This window comes from Fictibacillus sp. EA-CB0309 (assembly GCF_055814265.1).
This window is the reverse complement of the sequence record NZ_CP169271.1, coordinates 922885-947842: the sequence shown is the minus strand read 5'-3', so window position 1 is coordinate 947842 and position 24958 is coordinate 922885. Positions and strand designations below refer to the sequence as shown.

Annotated in this window: 20 protein-coding genes and 3 pseudogenes; 9 read left to right on the top strand and 14 right to left on the bottom strand. The window is 41.0% G+C overall.

Going from position 1 to position 24958, the window contains the following annotated elements:
• Window positions 1-112: 112 nt before the first annotated feature.
• Entirely contained in the window at window positions 113-2629 is a 2517-nt protein-coding gene (gene secA, locus ACEWFH_RS05245; protein ID WP_473726405.1) for a preprotein translocase subunit SecA, read from the bottom strand.
• Window positions 2630-2919: 290 nt separating this feature from the next.
• On the opposite strand from secA, the gene ACEWFH_RS05240 reads away from it, so the two are divergent.
• On the top strand, window positions 2920-3276 hold the full coding sequence (locus ACEWFH_RS05240; protein WP_473726404.1) for a hypothetical protein: 357 nt from the start codon (window positions 2920-2922) through the stop codon (window positions 3274-3276).
• Between the two features lie 23 nt (window positions 3277-3299).
• The gene (locus ACEWFH_RS05235; RefSeq protein ID WP_473726403.1) at window positions 3300-3464 is read left to right on the top strand and encodes a hypothetical protein; all 165 of its coding nucleotides are present in this window, start codon (window positions 3300-3302) and stop codon (window positions 3462-3464) included.
• Between the two features lie 370 nt (window positions 3465-3834).
• Here the strand turns inward: ACEWFH_RS05235 and ACEWFH_RS05230 are convergent.
• A pseudogene (locus ACEWFH_RS05230) lies at window positions 3835-5461 on the bottom strand (long-chain fatty acid--CoA ligase).
• Window positions 5462-5675: 214 nt separating this feature from the next.
• Between ACEWFH_RS05230 and ACEWFH_RS05225 the strand changes: the two are divergent.
• Both ACEWFH_RS05225 and ACEWFH_RS05220 read left to right on the top strand, forming a co-directional pair.
• Window positions 5676-6614 carry a dihydroorotate dehydrogenase gene (locus tag ACEWFH_RS05225; protein WP_473726402.1) on the top strand — a complete coding sequence of 313 codons (939 nt, stop codon included), beginning with the start codon at window positions 5676-5678 and terminating at the stop codon, window positions 6612-6614.
• The gene (locus ACEWFH_RS05220; protein WP_473726401.1) at window positions 6596-7594 is read left to right on the top strand and encodes a hypothetical protein; all 999 of its coding nucleotides are present in this window, start codon (window positions 6596-6598) and stop codon (window positions 7592-7594) included. The genes ACEWFH_RS05225 and ACEWFH_RS05220 overlap by 19 nt, the downstream gene beginning before the upstream one ends.
• Here the strand turns inward: ACEWFH_RS05220 and ACEWFH_RS05215 are convergent.
• The 6 genes and pseudogenes from ACEWFH_RS05215 to ACEWFH_RS05190 form a co-directional block, all read right to left on the bottom strand.
• Window positions 7570-8052, bottom strand: coding sequence for a DinB family protein (locus ACEWFH_RS05215; RefSeq protein WP_473726400.1), 483 nt, complete (start codon window positions 8050-8052; stop codon window positions 7570-7572). The two genes, ACEWFH_RS05220 and ACEWFH_RS05215, sit on opposite strands and share 25 nt — an antisense overlap.
• A 135-nt stretch (window positions 8053-8187) precedes the next feature.
• Window positions 8188-10659 (bottom strand): S8 family serine peptidase, encoded by a 2472-nt coding sequence (locus tag ACEWFH_RS05210; protein ID WP_473726399.1) that lies wholly within the window; start codon window positions 10657-10659, stop codon window positions 8188-8190.
• 26 nt (window positions 10660-10685) lie between these two features.
• Entirely contained in the window at window positions 10686-12245 is a 1560-nt protein-coding gene (locus ACEWFH_RS05205; RefSeq protein WP_473726398.1) for a S8 family serine peptidase, read from the bottom strand.
• Window positions 12246-12497: 252 nt separating this feature from the next.
• Window positions 12498-13051, bottom strand: a pseudogene (gene hpf, locus ACEWFH_RS05200) (ribosome hibernation-promoting factor, HPF/YfiA family).
• Window positions 13052-13680: 629 nt separating this feature from the next.
• On the bottom strand, window positions 13681-13881 hold the full coding sequence (locus tag ACEWFH_RS05195; protein ID WP_473726397.1) for a cold-shock protein: 201 nt from the start codon (window positions 13879-13881) through the stop codon (window positions 13681-13683).
• Between the two features lie 321 nt (window positions 13882-14202).
• Window positions 14203-14400: a cold shock domain-containing protein gene (locus tag ACEWFH_RS05190; RefSeq protein ID WP_066245425.1), complete on the bottom strand. Its 198-nt coding sequence runs from the start codon at window positions 14398-14400 to the stop codon at window positions 14203-14205.
• Between the two features lie 400 nt (window positions 14401-14800).
• Here ACEWFH_RS05190 and ACEWFH_RS05185 point away from each other — a divergent pair, with 400 nt between their 5' ends.
• Both ACEWFH_RS05185 and ACEWFH_RS05180 read left to right on the top strand, forming a co-directional pair.
• A complete protein-coding gene (locus ACEWFH_RS05185; protein ID WP_473726396.1) occupies window positions 14801-15835 on the top strand; it encodes an acyltransferase family protein in 1035 nt (344 codons plus the stop codon).
• 166 nt (window positions 15836-16001) lie between these two features.
• Complete coding sequence (locus ACEWFH_RS05180) at window positions 16002-16265, top strand: YqhV family protein (RefSeq protein ID WP_473727221.1); 264 nt, start codon at window positions 16002-16004, stop codon at window positions 16263-16265.
• 178 nt (window positions 16266-16443) lie between these two features.
• Here ACEWFH_RS05180 and ACEWFH_RS05175 read toward each other — a convergent pair whose 3' ends face one another.
• A complete protein-coding gene (locus ACEWFH_RS05175; RefSeq protein WP_473726395.1) occupies window positions 16444-17322 on the bottom strand; it encodes a LysR family transcriptional regulator in 879 nt (292 codons plus the stop codon).
• Between the two features lie 97 nt (window positions 17323-17419).
• On the opposite strand from ACEWFH_RS05175, the pseudogene ACEWFH_RS05170 reads away from it, so the two are divergent.
• Window positions 17420-18540, top strand: a pseudogene (locus ACEWFH_RS05170) (citrate synthase/methylcitrate synthase).
• A 57-nt stretch (window positions 18541-18597) separates the two neighbouring features.
• On the opposite strand, the gene fliT reads toward ACEWFH_RS05170, so the two are convergent.
• The 4 genes from fliT to flaG are packed head-to-tail and all read right to left on the bottom strand — an operon-like array spanning window position 18598 to window position 21267.
• On the bottom strand, window positions 18598-18930 hold the full coding sequence (gene fliT, locus ACEWFH_RS05165) for a flagellar protein FliT (protein WP_473726394.1): 333 nt from the start codon (window positions 18928-18930) through the stop codon (window positions 18598-18600).
• Window positions 18931-18947: 17 nt separating this feature from the next.
• Window positions 18948-19349 carry a flagellar export chaperone FliS gene (gene fliS / locus ACEWFH_RS05160; RefSeq protein WP_473726393.1) on the bottom strand — a complete coding sequence of 134 codons (402 nt, stop codon included), beginning with the start codon at window positions 19347-19349 and terminating at the stop codon, window positions 18948-18950.
• Window positions 19350-19380: 31 nt separating this feature from the next.
• Window positions 19381-20907, bottom strand: coding sequence for a flagellar hook-associated protein 2 (locus ACEWFH_RS05155; RefSeq protein WP_473727220.1), 1527 nt, complete (start codon window positions 20905-20907; stop codon window positions 19381-19383).
• Window positions 20908-20928: 21 nt separating this feature from the next.
• A complete protein-coding gene (flaG, locus tag ACEWFH_RS05150; protein ID WP_473726392.1) occupies window positions 20929-21267 on the bottom strand; it encodes a flagellar protein FlaG in 339 nt (112 codons plus the stop codon).
• A 259-nt stretch (window positions 21268-21526) separates the two neighbouring features.
• On the opposite strand from flaG, the gene ACEWFH_RS05145 reads away from it, so the two are divergent.
• Together ACEWFH_RS05145 and ACEWFH_RS05140 are read left to right on the top strand one after the other, a co-directional pair.
• The gene (locus tag ACEWFH_RS05145; protein WP_473726391.1) at window positions 21527-22018 is read left to right on the top strand and encodes an acyltransferase family protein; all 492 of its coding nucleotides are present in this window, start codon (window positions 21527-21529) and stop codon (window positions 22016-22018) included.
• A gap of 20 nt (window positions 22019-22038) precedes the next feature.
• A complete protein-coding gene (locus tag ACEWFH_RS05140) occupies window positions 22039-23481 on the top strand; it encodes an acyltransferase family protein (protein WP_473726390.1) in 1443 nt (480 codons plus the stop codon).
• Between the two features lie 54 nt (window positions 23482-23535).
• On the opposite strand, the gene ACEWFH_RS05135 is transcribed toward ACEWFH_RS05140, so the two are convergent.
• A protein-coding gene (locus ACEWFH_RS05135) for an IS3 family transposase (protein WP_473726389.1) occupies window positions 23536-24893 on the bottom strand; the annotation gives its coding sequence in 2 pieces (ribosomal slippage) (window positions 23536-24428 and window positions 24428-24893; 1359 coding nt in all).
• Window positions 24894-24958: the final 65 nt, after the last annotated feature.

Genomic DNA, 24958 nt, shown 5'->3' with positions numbered 1-24958 from the left:
CTTCCACTTTTTAAACTATGCGTTTTCGTTGCAAATTAAACCCTATTACGTCTGATTACAAGCGTAAAGAGAGTCCCGTAAAGAAACTCTCTTTTAGACACGCAACTCTACTTTATTCCTGATCTGCTCCGTGACATTGCTTGTATTTCTTTCCGCTTCCGCATGGACAAGGATCATTACGTTTGATGTCCTGTACTTTGCGAACTGGTTTCTTTTTCGATGATTCCTGTTTATCGCTCGGAACAACCGCTTTACCTTCAGCCACTTGTTCACGCTGCATGTTTTGCTCGATCTGAGATTTTAAAATGTAAGTCGTAACTTCCTCTTCGATCGCAGCAACCATCGCTTCGAACATCTCGAAGCCTTCAAACTGGTATTCACGCAACGGATCGTTTTGACCGTACGCACGAAGGTGAATCCCTTGGCGAAGCTGTTCCATCTGGTCGATGTGATCCATCCACTTGCTGTCAACCGAACGAAGGATAACCGCTTTTTCAAACTCAGCGATCTGTTCTGCTGGAAGCTGTGTTTCTTTCTCAGCAAACGCTGCATGCACTTTCGCTTGAATCTTCTCGATGATCTCTTCACGATCAAGACCGTAGAAATCTTTTTCCGTAAACGTTGGTTCCGTGAACATGACTGCATTCACATAATCAGCGATTTCTTTCGTGTTCCACTCTTCTTGCACTTCCGCTTCTGGTGTGTGAACCGTAACGATTCGCTCGAGTGTGGAATCAATCATGCGCAGAACGATATCACTTAAGTTCTCCGCATCCAGTACGTCTTGACGTTGAGCGTAGATGATCTCACGCTGCTGACGCATAACATCGTCATATTGTAAAAGCTGTTTACGTGCATCAAAGTTCGATCCTTCAACACGTTTTTGTGCAGATTCAACAGCTTTTGTAACCATTTTAGACTCGATCGGCGTGTCTTCATCCATGCCAAGACGCTCCATCATCGTCATCAAGTTATCAGAACCGAATCGACGCATCAACTCGTCTTCCATTGAAATATAGAAACGAGATGAACCTGGATCTCCTTGACGACCAGCACGACCACGCAGCTGGTTATCGATACGGCGTGATTCATGACGCTCCGTACCTAGAATGTGTAGTCCCCCAACTTCACGAACTCCTTCGCCAAGCTTGATGTCGGTACCACGACCCGCCATGTTTGTTGCGATCGTAACCATGCCAAGCTGACCTGCGTTTTCAATGATCTCTGCTTCACGTTCATGATTTTTCGCGTTCAACACGTTATGCTTAATTTTACGCTTCGTTAAAAGCTGTGAAAGGAGTTCAGACGTTTCAACGGCAACCGTACCAACAAGAATCGGCTGCCCAGTCTTATGGCGCTCTTCAATTTCAGCTGCAATCGCCTTGAACTTGCCTTGCACCGTTTTGTAAATAAGGTCAGATCGATCATCACGTGCGATCGGACGGTTCGTCGGAATCACGATAACATCCATGTTGTAGATGTTGCGGAACTCCTCTTCTTCCGTTTTTGCAGTACCCGTCATACCGGATAGCTTGTTGTACATACGGAAATAGTTCTGGAACGTAATCGTCGCGAGCGTCATACTCTCACGCTGAATCTCTAGACCTTCCTTCGCTTCTATCGCTTGGTGAAGACCATCGCTGTAACGGCGTCCAGCCATCAAACGTCCTGTGAACGGGTCAACGATTACGATCTCGCCGTCTTGAACCACATAATCTACATCACGATGCATGATGATGTTCGCTTTTAACGCCTGGTTGATATGGTGGTTAAGCGTTACATGCTGATAATCATATAGGTTATCGATCGAGAACATCTGCTCAGCTCGATTGATTCCATCTTCAGTCAGCTGTACGTTCTTCGTCTTTTCATCAACCGTATAATCCGTGTCTTTTTTCAGCTGGCGCACAAACATGTTTGCCATTTGGTAAAGCTGGGTAGATTTCTGTGCAGAGCCAGAAATGATCAACGGAGTACGCGCTTCATCAATTAAGATAGAGTCCACTTCATCGACGATCGCATAGTTACGGCGCTGAACCATTTGTTCTTTATAAACTACCATGTTGTCACGCAGATAGTCGAAGCCGAACTCGTTGTTCGTACCATATGTGATATCTGCAGCATACGCCTCACGCTTTTCTTCTTTTGAAAGGTCAGACACGTTCAATCCAACACTTAAGCCTAAGAAATTATATAGCGGCCCCATGATCTCAGAGTCACGGCGAGCCAAATATTCATTCACAGTTACAACGTGCACACCTTTTCCATCAAGCGCGTTAAGGTAAACAGGCAATGTCGCTACAAGCGTTTTACCTTCACCCGTTTTCATCTCAGAAATGTTACCTTCATGAAGCGCAACCGCACCCATGATCTGTACAGGGTAATGGCGCATGTTCAACACACGAGCTGAAGCTTCACGCACAGTCGCAAATGCTTCAGGGAGAAGGTCATCCAGAGATTCTCCTTTTTCGATACGGCTCTTGAACTCAGCTGTTTTATTCGCTAAAGCTTCATCATTTAAAGCCTTAAACTCTTCAGCTAAAGCCTCTACTTTTTCCGCAATTCTCTCGTATCTATTTAACGTCCGGTCATTGGAACTTGGAAAAATCTTTTTCAAAATGCTAATCATCCGAATAAACGCTCCCTGTTTTCGAAAATTATATACCACTTCTATTCTACCAGTTTGTGAATCGAGCCACAAGAAATCCCAAATCTTTTCATCAGGAATTGTATCATTACGGCACTCCAGCACGGTCATTTGTGTGAAAAATTCAACAATTTACAGAAGACAACAACCCTAAATTTTGGTAAAATAATAAAAAGATGGATTGGGGAGGTTCTGTATGGAAAAAGCGGAGTTAGACAGGACGAGCAACAGCAGACAAGGACAGGACCTGAAGCTGCAGAAACAGCAGCGTAGTGAAAAAGCAAAACCATTATTCTAACGCTCGTGTTAAGTTTCTTTTTATAGGAGGCTTTGGTACGTGGGGGTACTATTATCTGTTCGGTGCGAAATCTGCGTCTAACATAAATCTTCCTTCAAATGAGGAAGTAGAGATAGCTGAAAAAACGAGCGGCGTTGAGATTTTCAAGCCGACTATCGAGGTTCCTAAGACCGAGATACAAAGACGAATAAATGTCATGCATGAATTTTGGAACGGCAGGCTCGGGTACGATCAATGGAACAACTATAAGGTTGGTACACATACTTCCGAATTAAAAAAGTTGAAAATGATATACGCGAAAAAATTTTACCGTATGTGGCCGGTCCACTAAAGACAGATATCGAGGATGCAATCATGAAGATTGAGAGAAGCATAGAAACGAAGAGTGTTGAACCTTTAAAAGGTGTACACCGCATCTTTCATGATCTCGACATCACGCTAAATGACTATCAAGATGCCTCTGATTTCTGGGAAGTAACGGAAACGTATGAATGGTATCAAAAGAATGCTGTGCAATGATGAAAGATACACTGTTCTCGACTGATGAGGATGGTGTTTTTTTTGTGGGAATGGGGGCGTGGGTGGTCGCCTGGTGGGTGCGGAAATGCCGCAATTTGTCGAAAATCGAATAAATAATTTTATGTACGTAATTATTAGCCTTATACACGGATATAATGCCATTTACCTCGTAAAAAAATCCTTATACACGGATATATTTTGACGTGTACGTTTGCTGCGCACAAATTTAGGTTATGTACACCTTGAACACACACTTGAATCAAGGAACGTCCTACAATCTCACTTTAAAATTCAGTTGTAGCGATTTTCATCTAAAAAACTTCACAAAAAAAGAGACCCGCTCGAATTTGAGGGGGTCTCTCACCTACTATTATGATTTCGCCGTCGTCATATAGTGATCTTTCAGCTGGTCGCGCAGCGTTCTCTTCAAAAACTTCCCTACCGACGTTTTCGGAATTTCATCCATGAACACGATATCGTCTGGAATCCACCACTTGGCGAACTGCGGTTTTAAAAACTCCACAATATCTTCTTTCGGCACTTTTCCTTTTGCCTCAGGTTTCAACACCACACATGCGAGCGGCCGCTCCTGCCATTCCGGATGCGGAACCGCAATAACGGATGCTTCAAAAACATCTGGGTACGCCATGATCGCATTCTCTAAATCTACCGATGAAATCCACTCACCACCACTTTTAATGAGGTCCTTCGTCCGGTCGACGATCTTCACAAAACCTTCTTCATCAACCGTTACAACATCCCCGGTATGAAGCCAGCCGTCAACAAACGTGCCGTCTGTTCGGTCATCTTTATAATATTCATCCGCGATCCAGTTCGAGCGGAGCAACAGCTCGCCCATCTCGTTGCCGTCCCACTTCACTTCCCCGTTCGCACCGATCACTTTCATTTCAACACCCTGCACGACATAGCCTTGTTTCGCTTTGTAATCAAGTTTTGCTTCATTGTCCAAATCAGATTGATAGGTTTTCAGACGCGTTGCAATAACGAGCGGACTCGTTTCTGTCATACCATAGGCGTGCATGAACGGAATGTTATGTTTTTCCTCAAACGTTTTTATCATTCCTTTTGGTGCAGCAGATCCTCCACAAATAACCGCTCGAAGACTAGAAGTATCATAGGAGTTCTGTTCGAGTTCTTGAAGAAGACCCATCCAGATCGTTGGTACACCTGCAGCAAAGGTTACTTTTTCCATCTCAATCAGTTCCGCTAAAAGCTGTGGCGTGAAACGCGGTCCAGGCATCACTTGTTTCGAACCGAACCATGTTGCCGCATACGGAAGTCCCCAAGCATTTACGTGGAACATCGGCACAACCGGCATAAGAACATCACTTTCCGAAACAGAACCGCCATCAACTAGTCCCAGTGACATGGAGTGAAGCACAGTCGAGCGGTGTGTGTACGTTACTCCCTTTGGATTTCCGGTTGTGGCAGACGTGTAGCACATCCCGACAGGGTCATTTTCATCTACATTTTGTGGGAACTCATAAGCTGGGTCACCTGTTTCTAGAAGTTTTTCATAATGATAAAGAGGCTGAAGCGGTGACTGAGGCAGCTCGTCTTCATCGGTCATCAAAATATAAGCTTTCACATTTGGAATATGGTCTTTTATGGCTTCAACAAGAGGAAGAATGTCCTGATCTACTAATAAAATCTGGTCATCGGCGTGATTGATAATGTATGCGATATGCTGAGGAGAAAGTCGAATATTAATCGTGTGAAGAACAGCTTCCACACCCGGGATAGCAAAATACGCTTCTAAATGACGATGGTGGTTCCATGCAAGTGTTCCAACCCGCTCACCTTTTTTAACACCAAGACGTTTTAGCGCGCTCGAAAGCCTGCGTGTTCGCTCACCAATCTCCCGGTAACTGAACTTCCTGATCCCCGACATCGTACGGCTCGTTACTTCTTTTAGCAAAATAACGCTCCGCATGCTCCAGCATACTTGTCACTCGAAATGGCACATTCATCATCATAACTACTTCTCCTCCTTAAATAGTAAACATAATCATTAGTGTAAGCGTTTTCGTGTTATTGACTAGTTCACCTAAAGTCCTAAGAAATCCTGCTCATAAAACAGATTCTGAGGGAAGAAAACATATATTATATGCTCAACCGAAAAAATTTGAATTTCTAACCAGTTTTTACGTTACACTTATTAAAAAAACGGCATAAAAAGGAGTGTCTCTTATGCCAGATTGGTCTTATCATACATTTTTCAAACCGCTGCTGTTTCGCATGAAATCAGAAACAAGCCGCGATCTTACGTTGCATACGATGAACACTCTCGCCAAGCTGCCGTTTGGTGATAAAACCATTCAGTTTTTTGGTCATATGCAGCCAAGTAAAGAGTTAGAGCAAAACGTGGCTGGCATCACCTTTCCCTCACCCGTTGGAATCAGCGGTGCGTTGGATCCTCAACTGAACGGCACAACGGCATTTGCTAACCTTGGTTTTGGTTTTATAGAAGTTGGACCGATATCAGTTGAACCTCAGACTTTGGAAGAGCCTATCTTACGCCATATAGATGATGAAACATTGTGGTATCAACATTTGAATACCAATTTGGGTCTTGATGCTGCCCTTGTAAAACTCCAGTCTATTAAGCAAACCATACCGATTGGAATTGCAATAAAAGGAGAAACAGAGGATGAGTGGCAAAGGCTTGTTCAGAAGCTAGATGAATATGCCGATTTTTTTGTTGTTGATGAAAAAGGCGCTCGCAATCTGGAGCAAATTCGCAAGCTCACCACAAAACCTCTTTTCCTATCATTCACGCATCAAACCGTAAAGACATATAACAAAGATTTAAATGTAGATGGTTTCTTAATTCGTGAAGGGATTGAAAAAGACGGTGGCTTCACAATCGGGAATTCTGAAATGCCTTTTTTAAAAGAAAGCATTCAACGACTACTACCTTTTGAAAAACCCATTATCGCTTCTGATGGCGTTCATGATCCTAATGATGCAATAGAACTTTTCAAATGCGGTGCATCCCTCATACAGCTACATAGCGGTTTTGTTTATTCAGGCCCAGGTCTACCGAAGAGAATTAACGAGCGGTATCTGTATGAAAATGGTGCAGAGACTACCACCGCGCAGCCAACCGGATGGATATCCTTTTTCTGATGGGATTTGGCGTTTTTATCGCTGGGATCATCGCTTTAATCATCGGTCTCACGGAAGTTCTTTTACCGTATGATGAGCATTACTTAGGCATACAAAAAGAAGAAATCATGCTATTTAATCATCACCTTTTTCATTTCATGTCTCATGACCGAATTTGTCTGGCCGGGGTCATGATCTCAGCCGGTTTTATGTTCATGCAGCTTTCCTATCACGGCATTCGAAACGGAGAGCATTGGGCGAAAAAAGCATACGTGATTGCCGCATCCCTTGGCTTTTTAAACATTTTTTATTTTATGGGCTTCGGCTATTTTGATAAGCTGCACTTTATCTATTATTTAATCATTCTTCCGTTTTTCCTTTACGGACTTTATCGATCTAGAAATCTGACCATTGGAAGTAAAGCTGCGAACCTTCACAATACGATATCGTGGAAACGAAGTCAGCTTGGGCAGAGTCTTTTTGTGATTTCAGGCATGTGTTTGCTCTCTGCAGGAATAGTGATCTCGTTCATCGGGATGAACGGCGTTTTTGTAAAAGAGGATTTGATGTTCTTTTCGTTAACACCTGATCAGATTTCAACGTTCAATGATAAGTTGATACCACTGATTGCTCACGATCGTGCTGGATTTGGCGGAGCTTTGATCTCTGAAGGCATTCTTTTGCTTACGATTGCGTTATGGGGATACCGAGAAGGCGCTAAGTGGATCTGGTGGACGCTCGCACTTGGCGGCTTACCAGGTTTCCTGACCGGAGTAGGTACCCACTTTATGATCGGCTACGACAACCACTTTCACCTCTCTCCTGCTTATCTGTTGTTTGTGTTTTATTTGGTTGGTTTGGTGTACTCGTATTCGTATTTGAATGTGAGGGGTGAGCAGCGAACCCGTGAAGTATCTATGTTGGAAGCAAAAAAGTGTAGACGTTTAACGGCGTCTGCACTTTTTTCTGTTAATCTTTATTTCAGTTGTGTCTGTTTTTGAAGATTGATCACTTTACGAATGGCGAGGATCGTACCCATGTGAAGACCTTCATGATAAAACGTCCGTGGCAGCACTTCTGCAAAGGTACTCATGCCAAGTTCAGTCGGTTCGTCTAGTTCTTGATCGAGGCGGTGGCCAAATTGCTGCTGAATCACTTGAACTTGCTCCATTAAACGGTGACGCAGCTCTTGAAGCGTTGGAGGAGTCTGCTGCCAATTCTCAGGCTTGGTTCCGTAACCGAAAAGCTCTCGATAATGTTTAGGTGCGGGATTGTCCTCGCGCGTCTTGTGGTAAAGCCAATCATATTGATCAAGAAAAATATGCCCCATGTTCCAGCGGATGTTGTTATTAAATCCTTCAGGTACGAAATCAACTTCCTCTTCAGTCAGACCTTCCACCGCACTCAACGTATTATGACGAAAGGCAGCTAGTTGTTTTAAGAGAATATTGTTTTCCATTTGGAATGCCTCCTAAACCGTGATTTGCATAACCTTTTCGCTTAAAAGTCTTTAATATCCTTTCTGTTTCTCAAAAATTAAAAACAGCGAACCTATTCAAGTTCGCTGCCTCTATTTACTTCTTATTTCGATTTCTTATTTTAAGCTTGAAATAATATCTTCTAGTGTTCTGCTTTCATTTTTGTCCACTAGCTTGTCTTTTACTTCAACAGAAGGATTTACGGTTAAGTAATTCTTTTCGATAAACGACATATCTTTCATATCCACGGTACCATCAAAGTTGATGTCGCCATCACGATCATCTGTACCCCAATGCTCTTCAAGATAGACTGCATCTCTGATATCAATAATCTCATCGCTGTTCGCGTCCCCTGCTAGTGCAGGATGGAAGTTAGCGTTTCGCTGTTCGCCATATTCCGCATCTTCACGACCAACGTGGAATGATTTTACGACTGTAAAATGTCCTGGCACCTTGAAGGTAATTTTCATCTCTTCTTGTGTGTTTGTAAGATTTGAAACTCTGAATCTTCCATCATCGATTACTTTTGCGTCATACGTGTTGCCACTCTGGTCCACGGTTTTAATCTCTGCGCCTAACTTTTCGTAGTTGATATGTTTCGTAATCAGGTTATTAAAGCCATCACGTGCAAATACTGCTTCACCGTTTATGTCAGCTGTAAGCTCAGAGAATGAAGACCAAGCTTTAAGAGATGGTGAGATCCCCTCAATCGTTTTTACGGTTCCCGCTGCATCTGTGATTTTTAAAGCGGATGCAGTTAACTCCATGAAATTGCTAAAGTAACTTTGGTTCTTCAACTGAGTGTCTATTGTGAACAAGTCAGCTTTTTTATCACTTTGAATCGCTGTACCATCTTTTGATTTTAACGTAACCGAAATGCCAGATGCTGTTTCCGTTGTTATTATTTCCACCTTATCTTTTAACGCTTCAGAAAGAGCTAAACGCTTAATCTCCAATGCTTCTTTTTTGTAGCTGTAGTTGAACGTAAGCTCTTTCCAAGTGCCGCCGTTATGCAAACTTCCCACGAACGAAACAGACTCACCTGTTTTTGCTTCTTCTTTAGAAGGAATAGTCGCTAGATACGTTACACCTTCTCTTACATAAAAATATTCTTTCTGCACGGAATCAAGGCCAGCTCTGTCTGTACCTACCACACGCACAGGAATGAATTTCTTGTAAGTAGGGAAACTAGCCGTTACAGAAAACTCTCCATTTTCATTAACAGGAACATCCTGCAAATAGCTATACACCGATTTGTAGCCTACTTTATTTGCTCCTTGCTTCACGTCGATACCTAATGCTCTAGACGCATCGATCTGGTTGTCCTCCACTTGCCCGTTAATTTTCACACTAGTAGTGGAAGCGGCAACTTCAATAATTTTTTCAGAAACATCTGTTGTCACCTTCGGGACCTCTCTATCGATGATAACCGGTTTCTCCAATACAATCTGTTTGCCTTGATCATCTGTAAAAACAAATTTCACCTTATAAGAACCTGCTCCAGCTACTTTTGTTTCACGAGCGATCGGCTGGTCTTCATTATTTGTGAACGGATAGTAATCTCCTTTAAAATAACCCCATAAGGAAACAGGTGTATTGTCTTTGATGAATCTTCCATCCAAGCTACCTACAAAACCAATCTCTTTATTTTGCTCTGCATCAACTAAGAACATATCAATGGTTCTCATATGTGAATTCAGTGAGAAGCTTCCATTAACTGCTGTTATACGTCCAAAACCATTTTCCCTAATCGGTGAGAACGTGTCTCCAGACTGCACATAATCTACACCTTCTTTTACTTTTCGAACGGCAAACGGCACTTGGTACACTTCATCAGGATTCTCTTTGTTTGTATAAGTTACGTAACCTTCGTACGTTCCGTTCTCAGCTGTATGTGGAATCAACAATGAAATATTTGTTTTCGCCGTTTCTCCAGCTTTTAGATCAATCGTTTCAGGTGTTTTTAGTTGAACACCGTTTTGAACACCGTCTTTTGATCCTTGCGCTTTAATGTTGAATGAAACACCTACTTTGAAGTTTTTAGCTTGATCAGACGTGTTACTCACCTTAATCGTTCTCTCGTCCTGAATGTCTGCATCTGTCGCAAACTTAGTACCGAAGCTTAATGAACCTGTAACATCGTCGATCACGATCTCCTTGCCATTTTTAGTATGGATAGTCTTATCGATGACTTGAATATGTGTTCTTGCTTCTAACGCTTCAACTGCATCCACTTTACCCGCACCCATGTCAAATACACTGTAGTTGAGTTCAAGGTCATCCGCTGTGTTCATCAGAACAGACTTTATATCATCTGCATCCATTTTATCGTTTGCTTCTAATAACAATGCTCCAATTCCAGCAGCATGAGGTGTGGCCATGGAAGTACCAGAGAACTTAGCGTAAGATTCCTTATAATCTTCAACGTGTTCATAATACTTTGGAACCGTAGAAAGAATATTTGCTCCAGGTGCTACGACTTCAGGTTTGATGTCATAGCTTACACGTGTTGGACCACTAGAACTAAAGAACGAAAGCCTGTTATCTAAAGCCTTCAATTGTTCCGTATAATTGTTAAACGTAAACATAGCTTTCTCCGCTTTAAGGGTTTCGGCTATTTTTTTGCTGTCGTCCCTTCTAGAATGAAGGTTGGAATAAAATGTGGACTTGCTGGGTAAGCATCCGTGATAAATCCGGGATAATTCGAATAAGTAAATGCCGCCTTCGCTCCTTTTTCCTTTGCAATCTCAGTTTTTGCAGAAACACGCACATAACCACTTACTGAAAACAAAACGATCTTTCCTTTTACATCAAGCCCTTCGTAATCTTCCTCAAATCCTTCTCCAACGTTCACGATCTCTACTGTTTGATCCTTTAGTTGGCGCGGATCAACACCAAGGCCGGAAGTAGAGTAGCGCAGCTCAACATTCTGTTCTAAGCTTGGTGATTTAAATTGTCCGTTAAAGTTAGGGTTGCTTACGTGGGTATCTGTTGAACCTACTGTAATCCCTAAAGGTGACGACGCTGGGGATCCAACAGAATAAAGTGCAGGTCCTTCATTTCCAGCTGATAAAAATGTCGTTACCCCTGATATAACCGCGTTGTTAATCGCAACGGAAAGAGGGGATAACGGGTCATTCAGCACGTTACCTAGAGACAAGTTCATTACATCCATCTTGTCTTTTACTGCCTGGTCTATTCCTTGGATAATATCTTCATTCCAACCCATCCCATAAGGACCTAATACACGGTAAACGTGAAGATCAACATCCGGTGCTACACCTTTTACAGCTAAAGGAGAATCACTCTTGCCAGAGCCTGCTAAAATTCCTGATACGTGTGTACCGTGAGACGTATAATAAGAAGAAGAAGCAAATTGTGGTTTGCCTGAAGCTTTCCAATCTTCATATGTCGCTTCCATCGGATCTGCATCTTCATCGACAAAGTCAAAACCGCCTTTGTACGCATCTTTAAGATCAGGGTGGTTATAGTCAATTCCGGTATCAAGGACCGCAACTTTTACACCTTTCCCTGTTAATCCTCTTTCATGCAATTGATCTACTCCTGTTAATGCATGCGGATGTTTCCCTGTATAAACAGAACCTACAGCATTTTCGTTATCACTGTTCGTTACCGGTTGAACCACTTGAGCTTGCTTGTTTTCCCATACATTTTTAACCACTTTTGATTCTAGAAGCTTTTTAACTTGTGAAGCTGGGAGTTTGATAGCCACCCCGTTGAACGCTTCTTTATAGCTGCCGGTTACCTTTCCATTTATCTTTAGCTGCTCCAAGTCCGTTTGGAAGGCTTTATGTTCTTTTTCAACATTTTCAACAGCTTCACTAAGAGCAATCTTGTTCCCTTTTGAATCTTCTACAAGCATGGCTGTTTTTGGTACATGACTGTGGAATTCAACGATGACAGAGATCTCTTCCTTACTAGAGAGATCCACTGTTGAAGGTAGCTGAAGTCCAGTTTCTGCGGAAGATGCTTCAATAGCTTTGATTGCTCTACGTTGTTCTGCAGATAAATTCGATAATACGTATTCTGAGTTAATCGTTGTTTCTGCCTTAACTGTTTGTGTTTGTGGTGTAAGATTTGATATTCCACTTAGCGCAATGGCTGCTGCAAGCGCTGTGACCGTTAATTTTCGATTGCGATTCTTCTTGCTCAATCCGTTCTCCTCCTAAAATGTAAATCATGACTTTATTCTTCATACTTAAGGGATTAAACGAAGTCGTGAATTGTCCTTTTTGGGGTTATTTATTGGAGAAAATGAACTATTTTTGCTGAAAAATAGCGTTTTTCGAGAGAAGAGCTTATGGGGAATGAGTCGTAATAACTAAAAAAGTTGGGGTTATCAAGAAGATTTTTTAAATTTAAAAAGCACACCCTATGTTAGGGTGTGCCATTACATGTATTCGTTTTAGTTAGTTCCCGCAATCAGTCCATATTTGCCGTCTTTACGTCTGTACACGACGTTCATCTCACCAGTTTCGGCATTGTTATAGACGAAGAAACTGTGGCCAAGTAAGTCCATTTGGAGAATGGCTTCCTCTGTGTCCATCGGTTTAAGATCGAATCGTTTTTCACGAACAATCTCAAAATCATCTTCTTCCTCTAACAGAGCCGTAGATACACCCTCGGTTCCGTTAGTGAACATATGCTTTGTACCTTCAGCATTTCTAAATTTGCGGTTCACTTTTGTTTTGTGTTTTCGAATTTGACGCTCTAATTTTTCTACCACCAAATCAATCGCAGCGTATAAATCCAAATGACGTTCCTCTGCACGAAGCAGCAGGCCCTTCATCGGTATCGTTACCTCAATGGATTGTTCATTGTTGTACACCTTTAGATTGACGTGTACTTCAGAGTTCGGAGTTTCGTTAAAGTACTTTGTGAGTTTCGTCACCTTTTTTCAACATAAGCCCTAATGGCTTCAGTCACCTCGATGTTTTCTCCACGAATGTTAAAATGCATAACTTAACTCCTCCTTTCGGTGATGTATATATATTTCGATATACCCCAAAAGAATTCCTCTGTAACATTTAAAATATTTTGACAATTTCTTAACATTGTCGACAAAATCTTTATAATTCAGTATGGACAGGTCATTAGCACCGTGATCTTTATGTTTACAAACTTATTAAGTGCCAAAATTTTACGATTAGAAATCAAAGAAAAAATAAATCCCATTACATTCCGATATATTCAATCCGTATGTTATACTAGTAATTAACCTTTGAAGCTTTAGAACATTTACATTACCTGTACCATCTCCCCACTCGAATCTTGAGTGGGGTTTTTTATTGTTTTTTATAAATAAGTTAGAATTGATGCTTGAAAATGTACCATTTTGATTCAAGTAACCAGACTTTATATGAAATAGCAGCGATTTTTCACAAAAAAAAAGGGATGAAATATGTATTTTTAGGTGTTGGAGCGAAACAAGAGGCATTTGGAGCGAAACTCACCCTTAATTGAGCGAACGTGTAACAAATAAAAGAACACGTACCGTATAAACACACTTAAATGCACATTTTTTTATTCTAAAAAAAAACAAAAAAAACAGGCTCTAAATAGAACCTGTTTTTTCATAAAAATTAAGCTTATGCTTTTTGAACGTTAGCAGCTTGAGCGCCACGAGCACCTTGCTCAACTTCGAAAGTTACTTTTTGACCTTCGTCTAAAGATTTGAAACCTTCAGATTGGATAGATGAGAAATGTACGAATACATCGTCTCCGTTTTCGCGCTCGATGAAGCCGAAACCTTTTTCTGCGTTAAACCATTTTACTGTACCTTGTTCCATGTTTGTTGCCTCCTAGTGCGTTACCACACAAATATATTACTACTCTTGCCCAAAGTATTTTTAAAGAAGAAAAGTCGAAACTCATACAATCTTTTACGCCGAACAAAAATAATTCTAAATTCATCATAACAGGGATTGGCAGATGATGCAAATCACCCTTTGGCTTTTAACAAGAATTCAGCCAAATTAATACGTTAATAATCTTGGGAAGTGCCCGTAAACCTTATATTTCTCAAAATAATAAAATTTATTATGAAGGCAAAATAAAAACCCGCCAGAACGAAATGGCGGGATCACAATTATGGTCATAATGCCTATGATTTATAGTTTAGTTACGTTAGCCGCTTGAGGCCCACGTGCTCCATCTACAATATCAAACTCGACTTGCTGACCTTCGTCAAGGCTTTTGAATCCGTCAGTGTTGATTGCAGAGAAGTGTACGAACACATCGTCTCCGTCTTCGCGCTCGATAAATCCAAAACCTTTTTCTGCGTTAAACCATTTTACTTTTCCTAACATGCCTTTCACAATCCCTTCATCATGCGAATCTTTGTATAGTTTTTCTATACACTTTATAGTATGACACATACCCAAAAAAGTTGTCAAAGGCTTAAGATTAGCGAATAATAAGAAGTTTTGTCGAATAATCTCCAACCTTAAATTATGAATAAAAATACAAATTTTGACCGTTTTATTCATTTGGTTTTTCTATTTCTTTAGTCTTGATTAGGTTACATACAAATTATGAAGAAATCTCCTGTATCCCCATAATATGTACCTTCTCTTACACTAACGTTGATTTCCGATAACAATCAAGTTACAAATGGAGTTTTATGGTTCTTACTTAAATCCCTTTCTGTTACAGTAGCGGATGTGTTTCTAATACAACAAAAATCAAAACTAAACTGAGGGATTTTATATGATAAAAGAATGGAACTTATTACGAGTTATTGCCTGTTTATCTATAGTGTTTTTGCATAGTACATCTCAAATAGGAATAGCCACAGGGTTCCCCGAAACTGAATATTACCAGCTGTTAAGAACGATACTATGTTATGCGACTCCGACATTTATTGTTTTATCTGAAATTATCTTGGCCAATCGATACCCAAATAAGCTGCCTGAAAAATTTTGGACGAAACGTCTTAAATGGATTTTTGCTCCATACGTTTCTTTTGCAATTATAGATGCCTTGGTAAGTTACAAATTGAGTCCATCTACAATAGATTTAAAGCAAATGATATTAAATAACATATTCTTAGGTCAATTTGAGGGATATTTTATTCTTATCATCTTTCAATTTTATGTCCTTCATTATTTTGTTACTAAATATCGAATCCCAATAAATGTATTAATTCCTGTGAGCATTCTTTTGATGATCTTTCATTTTAAGATTCTTGATGGAAACATTTCTTTTGTAAAAGAAAACATGGGTATTTTTAAAATCCCATTCACAGCTTGGTTTGGGTATTTCACAATTGCTTATGTAATTGGTAAACATTATAAAAAAGTATCAGCACTTCTTTTTAAACACAAATGGCTGACCCTTTTAGGCGTTATCGTTTCATTATTAGGTGTTTTTGTCTTTTTCAAAGCAGGATATACAAGCGTTGGTTCAAGAAGAATAGACTTATTGCCACTTTCAATCGCTGTAAGTGCAGCTGTCATAGCTTGGGGACAGCGTGTAAGAAACTTTAAGATCATTAACACTATTAGCAATTATTCGTTTGGTATTTATCTTATTCATTGGCAGATCCAACGATATTTTGGAAATGACATCGCTCAATACTTTGAGGGTACATTTTCAAGAGTAATTGCTCTATTTTTCATATCATTAGTACTATCAATGGTAATCATCAAGATTGTATCTATGCTGCCATTTGGCTCTTACATTATAGGGAATATTAAAAGGAAACAATCTTCAAAATTGAATACTTTGCGAACGGCGGCTTGAAAATAAACCCCAAGAGGATTAGCTTCTTGGGGTTTATTTTGCGTTTTACTTCTTTAGCAGCAACTTATTTATACTTCTAATCCATGCTTGGCCACATATAATCCAATATACAGCGCAGGAATATTAAACAGTTGTTAAAAAAAGGAGGCAATGGACGTTGCTGCAGATGATTGAAAGAGTCGTCCTAGCTATGGCTGCAATTCGTATTCTATCCGGTACGCTTGAAATTACAGCAGCTCTTTTCATGCTGCATTATAATACCGTCGAACGCGCACTCGTCATCAATTCCCTGCTCTCAATCGTTGGTCCCATCATCTTTTTCTCCACCATGACGCTCGGAATCTACGGATTATCTACTAAATTGTCATTTGGGAGTCTGATCTGGATCATGCTGGGTGTCGTTTGTATTGTTTATGGGATAAAAAGATAGCTTTTCATCCGTGGGTTGCGCGAAAAATATCCCGACTCGCGTGTAACTGAATGAAAACTGCGCGAAAAAAGGAGAAACTGCGTGAAAACAGCGATCTACTGCGCGAAAACGCTAGTTGACTGCGCGAACGTGTAACAGATATAAGAACACGTACCGTGAATCTCATATAAAGAGGAGATTAAAACCGATATCCAGACAAATACGCTAAAAACTCTCTCTGTTTCTCATGATTGTACTTCGTTATCGCGTAGGTGTTTGCATCAGGCAAGTTCACCAAATAACAATCCACCTCAAGCAATCTGCCTTCTAACAGTTCTCTTCTAACCGTTGATAGCGGTAAAAAGGAAACTCCTAGGCCTTCTGCAATAAAGCGTTTTGTAATGTGAATTTGTGACACTTTCATCATCCGCACCCCAGGATAAAGTGATTTTACACGTTTACAGAGATCCTCCCAATATCCTGGATGGTTATGTGTTAAGAGATAGTTTGAGAGTAAGACCTCTTTTTCATCCAGTGGTGGTGCAGTCTCGAAATCTAAACCATCGTGAGCCGCAACCAACACGACTTTGTCTTTATAAAGCAGCTGACTCGTGATTTCAGAATGTGAACTTCCCAAGCACGACAACCCTAGATCCACCTCTTCATTTAAAACCGCAACCTCAATATCTTCTGACTCTATAATTTTGATGGAGATCTCGACTTCCGGATGTACTTTTACATACCGTTTTAAAACCGATGGCAAAATCGTATCCGCAATAAGCGGTGAGATACCGATACATAACTTTGATTGATACCCTTGCTGAAAAGCGTTTAAATCTTCTAACCCACTCTCATAAACTTCCATCAATTTCTTCGCATGCTGTAAGTACCGCCTGCCTTCCGTGGTCAGTTTCACTCGTCTTCCTTCACGTAAAAACAGAGACATGCCTAACTCCGCTTCAAGCAATTTGATATGAACCGTTACAGAAGGCTGTGAAACGTGTAGGATTTCTGACGTTCTTCTAAAATTTTCGCATTTAGCAGCCGTTATAAACGTTTTAAGCCAAGAAAATTCCATTGTGGTACCGCTCCTTACTGATTGGTTTTTATTATCAATTCAATTAAAAACAATCAATATCATAAATTAACTATATCTTATACAATGATACTAAATAATGGAAGGAGTGAGAAATCAGATGCAAAAAGGACTTAAAGGAGTCGTTGCAGCGGAGACTCAGATCAGCCACATAGACGGAATAGAAGGAAAGTTAATCTACAGAGGTTTTGAGATTGGTGACCTTACCTCTCGTTTTTCGTTTGAAGAAGTTGCGTATTTGCTATGGTACGGCAAACTTCCCGATCAAGAACAGTTGCTAACATTAAGTAATGAGCTTATCAAGAATCGCACACTTCCCCTCCATATGAAAAACATCTTAGACCATCTTCCAACAAATATGGATGTAATGAGTGTGATCCGGACCGCCATCTCATCTGAAGGCGTGGAGAATTACGGATGGAAACCAAATGTAGAGCAGGCGATTAGATTAACGAGTTTAGTCCCTACTATTATTAGCTATTGGACGAGTCTAAAAGAAGGCAAACCATTTGTTGAGCCGTTGGGAGAATTAAGTCATGTTGAAAATTACTTATACATGTTAAATGGAGAAATACCTAGCAAAGCACATACCCTTGCGCTTGAAACATACATGATTTTAACATTAGAACACGGAATGAACGCCTCCACTTTTTCGTCCCGTGTAACAGCATCTACGGAATCTGATATGGTGTCTGCCGTAACATCCGCGATCGGTACGATGAAAGGTCCTCTTCATGGAGGTGCCCCTTCTGGAGTCATTGATTTGTTGGACGAGGTGCGTCGAGTGGGCAGTGCAGAGGGGTTATCCGTAAAAAGCTTGAAAATGGAGAAAAACTCATGGGATTCGGTCATCGAGTCTATAAGACACATGACCCTCGAGCCGTAGCTTTAAAAGCCAAACTAGTAGAGATTGTCGGTGAAGATGAGTGGTTAGATCTCGCGTTAGAGGTAGAGAAAACAGCTGTTGCTTTGTTGGAGGAATACAAGCCAGGCAGATCGTTGTATACCAACGTTGAATTTTACGCCGCGGCCATTATGAAGGCGATTCAACTTGACCCATCCTTGTTTACACCTACATTTACGGCAAGCCGGATGGTCGGATGGACGGCTCATATTTTAGAACAAGCAGAAGACAACACGATTTACCGGCCGCAATCGGTTTATACAGGACCATTTTATACGAAGTCATCTTTGTCTTAATACAGCAAATCCCACATATAAAAGGCACTCAGCTGAAATTAAGCTGGTGCCTTTTTGTCACTTCTTCTTATCAAAATACATCCCATCACCTGACAGCGTCTGGTACGGGTTTGCATACTGAACGTTCTTCTCTTTCTTCTTTTTCATCATCGATAAGTTGTGCTTAATCTCTTCAAACTGGCGTGCTAAAAGTGGATCGATCGTCTCGTTCATCTTCAGAATTAACCGGCCCATTCGCTGCTCATCTTCTGAATACGTGAGAGGTAAATTACTGATCGCCACCTGACGCTGATTGAGCAGTTCATTCAACCGCTCAATGTAGGGCTCACGATCCTCTTTTGGCAATCCAGCACTTACATGATCATAGAGATTTTTTGTGATCTCCAGCAAAATTTTCACCGCAGGCATTATACGCGGCCAGTCTCTCCGTGCTGCAAGCGACGGTTGATCTGGATTACTTCTTTCCACGTATTGCGGAAATCCAGGACATATTCTTCCACTTCATCCAAAATCGTAACGTCGCTTTGAATGTTCGCTTCAACTAAGCGGCGGTTAATGTAATCGTACATCTGCATCAGAGACTTTGACACTTCAAGGTCCATGTTCAGCGTGACCATTAATTCTTGAATGATTTTTTGCGCTTTTAAAAGATTCATATTCTTCTGCTCTGTATTCTTCAGCTCAATCGCCGTGCGAGCGAGACCGATAAACTTTAAACACCCGTTATATAGCATGAGCGTCAACTCACCGGGAGACGCCGTTTGGACTGAGTTGTTTTGATACGCTTTGTTCGCGTTAAGTATGGACATGTAAAGGTAACACTCCTTTTTGGTTTAAAAATTACTGTCCGCCGCCAAACTGTTGCATTAAGTACATGGATTGCTGGTTAGAACGCTGGATCGCTGATTCCATCGCCGAAAACTGGCGCCAATAGCGGTCTTCCACCTGTTTTAGACGATCTTCGAAAGCCGAGATGCGCTTGTCTACGTCCGTTAATTCACGACCGAGTGTGAACTGAGCGTTCGTACGAAGAGCGTTTCCTGCTTTTAGTTCGATTTTGTCGACTGTTTGATCAATTGATTTTCGTAAACTCTTAGCAATACCGTCAATATTGTTGGTACTATCTCCAGTAAACATTTTCATCACTGCATCGGGATGAGTGGATAATGCATCACGAAGTTTCTTTTCATCGATTTCAAGCTTTCCTTTGTCGAGGTAATTACGTGAAGTTGTAATTCCGATCTCAGAAAGCTGATCATATTTAGTAACACCTGTACTAACATTTGCGTATAAAATGGAACGCATCGCATTTAGTCCGCTTGAAAGAATCGAGTCGCCTCGCAGCATTCCGCTCTTCGCTTTCTCATCCCAAAGCTCTGCTTCTTTTTCAGATAAATCCTTACGCTGTGCATCCGTTAACGGAGGAAAATCACGATATTTCGTTTCAGCCGTTTTTTTATTGATCACTTCAATGGTTTCGTTATATTTTTTCACAAAATCTTTTATGGAAGTAACTACACCATCTGTATCAGTTGTTGAACTGATCGTTGATTTCCCAAGAGCTTTTAACGAATACGTGACACCGCTAATTGTGAAATTGTTGGATGTACGTTGAATATTTGAAACACCATTCAAAGAGAATACTGCATTTATAGCATCTGTACCAGTAAGTTCTTGTGGACCAACCGTATCACCAGGAGAAGATGTAGCAAAGCCAATTTTTTGAAAGAAGTCTATAGTTTGATCCGATTGAAGAGATATCTTTGATCCTGCACCCGTTAAATTGTTTGAAAGTGCAAATTGACCAGTTGAATCATCATAAAATGCTGATATATTTAATCCAGCCTCTGATAATTTTTTCGCAACAGACTCTAAAGTATCTACATTAGGATCAAGTTTGATTATTTTTGCAGCTTCTAAAGCAGAACCACCTGGCTTTTGAACTTTTATTTCTAAAGATATTTCTGACGTAAACGCTGGATTAATTTGCTTCAACGTATCTGTACTTTTAGCATTCGCACCAGCAACTTGAATCTTATTTGACACCCAATTTCGTGCTGTTGCTAACTGAGTAACATCGATATTGTACGTAATATTTGACGCACTACCTGCAACAGTCGCAGTTACCGTATTTGGATTCGTACTTGTTACCGTCTTCTTATTAAACGTCCCTTGCAGTGCGACTCCATCTAAAATAAATCGATCGAGTTCGTCCAGCAGCTTATTCATCGAACGATAGTCGTCTCGCTGCCACTCGAGAGTGGTCTTCTTCTGCGCTAACTTATCTAACGGGATACGCTCTGCTTTCATCAAATCGCCTACAAGCGTATCAATATCCATTCCACTGGCTAATCCGCCAATTCTCATGACCACGGTTCATCACCGTCCCTAAATTTTTTTATCTACGAAAATACCCATAAAGTCGATCATCTCTGCATACATATCAAGAAACTTTTTGTTCGGAATTTCTTTAAGCACTTCTTGCGTCACTTCGTCCACGACTTGCACGTAATAATCATTCAACTTCTCATGAAGAACGAATTTCGATGAAGTATGCGCTGGCTTCAGCATATCGTTCATGGCATGCATGACTTTTTCTAGTGATTCTTTTGTTGGTTTTGCTTGTACTGAAGCTTCGGCTTGAGGAGTATGTTCTTGTTGGTTTTGGCTTTTAAGCACAGGCTCAGATTTTTGAAAAACAGGAGAACCAATCGATTGCAGTTCCACCTTCATCGCCCCTTTTAATTTCTCTAAAATTTATATCGGATTGTACAAATAATTGTTGAGGAAGAAGAGAAAAAGAAAAACTGCAAAAAAAATTATTACAATTCTATGAAACTACTCAATCACGTGAATTTTTATTGTAAAATAGTTGATTATAAAGAAGAAAAATGTAGAAAAATGACCACTACTCGTCGTGGCATATTTATATAAAAATACATACAGAAATAAATGGAAAATTGAAAACGAGAGGATAATGGCAGTAATGAAAGACCATCGCACAAAGCAACGAAAGAAACACAGCCGACAGCCGAAATCCGGTGTAAAGCAAAGTAAAGCCATTGAACAACCTCTAGAAAAAGGCAGGTACATAACAGGACTTGATGGACTGAGGGCCATCGCCGTACTCGCAGTCATCGCTTATCATTTGAACTTTGGATGGGCAGCAGGTGGACTGCTAGGAGTAACCGTATTTTTTGTTTTATCAGGATACTTAATTACAGATCTTTTAGTAGCAGAATTTGTTGCAACCAACACGATAAATTTTAAAAACTTCTGGATTCGCCGGGCAAGAAGACTTCTTCCCGCTATGTTCACCATGTTGCTCGTCGTCATAACATATGTCACGCTTTTTGAACCAACCATGCTTCAAAAGCTTGAAAAAGATACCGTTGCAGCCGTTTTTTACGTAAGCAACTGGTGGTACATTTTCCAAGATCTATCGTATTTTGAAAGTTTCGGACCCCTTCCCTTCTAACTCACTTTTGGTCGTTAGCCGTGGAAGAACAATTTTATATTCTTTGGCCGCTGATCATCATCGTGATGTTAAAACTTAAAGTACGTGAAGGCTCTCTCTTTTCTCTTATTCTAGTAGGTGCACTTGTATCAGCCGCCGCTATGACACTGCTGTACGAACCAGGTGCAGATCCTAGCCGCGTTTATTACGGAACAGATACACGCGTATTCTCACTGTTACTTGGAGCAAGCCTAGCAGTCATCTGGCCGAGCCGAAAACTATCTAGCAGTCTTCCACCCGAAATACGCTGGAAACTAGATTTTGTAGGTTTGTCAGCTCTTGCGTTTATCTTTTACATGTTTTGGAGTACGGATCAATATGAAGACTTCCTCTATCAAGGCGGAATGGTCGCGATATCTGTGGCATCACTGCTCGTAGTGGCCGTCATGGTACATCCATCGAGCAGATTGAACACGTGGTTAAGTTTTAAACCGTTGCGCTGGATTGGTGTTCGCTCATATGGCATCTATCTGTGGCATTTTCCTGTAATCGTGCTTACTTCTCCTCAATGGGGAGCAGATGCGCCGAGTCTGGTGCGAACGTCTTTTCAAATCGTGCTAATTTTAACTTTAGCCAGTCTTTCTTGGACATTTATTGAGAATCCAATTCGTAAAGGTGCGTTAACGAGATTTTGCCGAGTGGTCAAACGCGGTGAATGGAGACGTGAACGGTCGTTTATTGGAAGGTTTGTAACGATTGCCAGTATTCTAGCTGTGTTCATGTGCGTATCCGCAATTGGCTTCACGACAACTTCAGTAGCGTTAAGTAAAGATAAAGTGATAACCGCTATTCAAGAAAAAGTAGGAAAAGAAGAACCACCTGTAGAAAACCGAGTGAGACCAGAACCAAAACCTGAAGCTCCTGAAAAAGAAGAAAGGCCAGCAGAAGATCCGGCAGAAAAACCTGCGGAGAAAACACCTTCAGACGAAGCACCACCTGAAGAAGAAAAGCCGCCAGTTCAGGATTCTCGCTCTTTATCCGTGATAGGGGACTCTGTTATGATCGATGTTACACCACATATAGAAGAGGTATTTTCGAATGTGAATGTGGACGCGAAGATCGGCCGTCAGTTTAGAGAGGCAGAAGACATTGTTCAGCAAAAGAAAAGTTCTGGTAAACTAGGTGAAATTGTTGTCATTGAGCTTGGTGCGAATGGGCCATTGGCTGATAAAAAGATGGCTTCGCTAATTGAGGAAATTGGTGACCGTGACATCTATATGATCACGACACGTGTTCCAAAACCGTGGCAAAAAGAAGTCAACGAAACGATTAAAAGTGTTGCTGGCAACTACGAGAATGTAAAAGTAGTCGATTGGTTCACGAAGAGTGAATCTCACCCAGAGTACATTGGGAATGATGGCGTTCATTTAACGATAACGGGCTCTAAAGCTTATGCAGACTATCTAATAAAACATATAGATTAAAAGAAGCCAATCATCTCTCTGTGATCTGAACCCAAAAAGTTAGACATTAGGATTTTAGGCGGCCTGTGAGGCATGCGTCCGGTATTGTACCGGGCTCATGCCTTTTAATTTGGCCTTAATCCGTTTGTGGTTATAGTATTGTATGTATTCTTCCAGTTCACGCTTAAAATGTTCCATGCTATCAAACTCGTATAGATAAAGCAATTCAGATTTCAATACGGCAAAGAAACTCTCCATGGCAGCGTTATCGAGGCAATTCCCCTTGCGGGACATGCTTTGGGTGATTCCGTGCTCTTTCAGTGAGTGCTGGTATTGCTTCATCTGGTAATGCCATCCCTGGTCAGAATGAAGGATGGGGGAATCTCCTTCTTTCAAGCGTTCAAAGACTTGATCCAGCATTTTTGAAACCAGATGATAAACAGGACGCTGTTCCATATTGTAGGCAATAATTTCACCGTTGTATAAATCAATAACCGGGGAAATGTATAGCTTTTCACCATGCAAGTGGATTTCCGTCACATCCGTTGCCAATTTCTCAAGGGGCTTGGATGCGAAGAAATCGCGCTTAATTTTATCAGAAGTAATTCGACCTTCCTGCCCGCGGTAGGACTTGTACTTCTTCATCCGTACAAGGCTTTTTAACCCGAGCTGTCCCATGAGACGGCGGACTGTTTTGTGATTAATGCCGATCCCCCTGTTGCGAAGCTCTAAGGTAATACGGCGATACCCGTACCGCCCTTTGTGCTCATGGTAGATTTCCCCGATGACCTCTTTGATCTCCTTGTATTTATCAGGACGGTCCATTTGTTTGACCCAGTAGTAATACGTGCTGCGAGGCATCCCAGCTGCTCTAATCAAATCTCTCACCTTATACTCATGCCTTAACTGATGGATTATTTGTGCTTTGTCCAGTTCGGTGATTTTTCTCTTTCTTGAATTAAGGCATGTAACTTTTTTAAGTAGGCATTCTCCGCACGAAGACGCTCATTCTCAGCCTGTAATAGCTGTTCAGATCCTTCAGGTAATGCTGGTTTCTTTGGTTCCTGCGGTTTCTTTTTCATAGACGGACGCCCCTTTTCCTTTGGTTTCAGAGCGTCCGGCCCATCCTTCTCCACCTTCCGTTTCCATGAGATGATGGTCTGGTGAGAAGGAATCTTAAATATAGCTGCCGTATGCATAAGGGACGCTCCAGTGTCGTTCATATAATTGAGTACGTCCATTTTAAATTGAATATCATATTTTGTATAGGTGGATAGGAGTCCTTTTTCTCCGCTTTCTTTATAATGGTTTACCCAGTTTTTCAACTGGGTGGAATTAATATTGAACTGATTTGCGATTTCTTGGAACGAAGCCTTTCCCTCAAGATAAGCAAAGACAGCCTGTAATTTTACCTCAAAAGAATATTTAGTCAAAAAAACTGCACCTCCAATTGTTAGTGGTGTCTAACAATTGGGGTGCAGTTCACTGAGATGGTTGG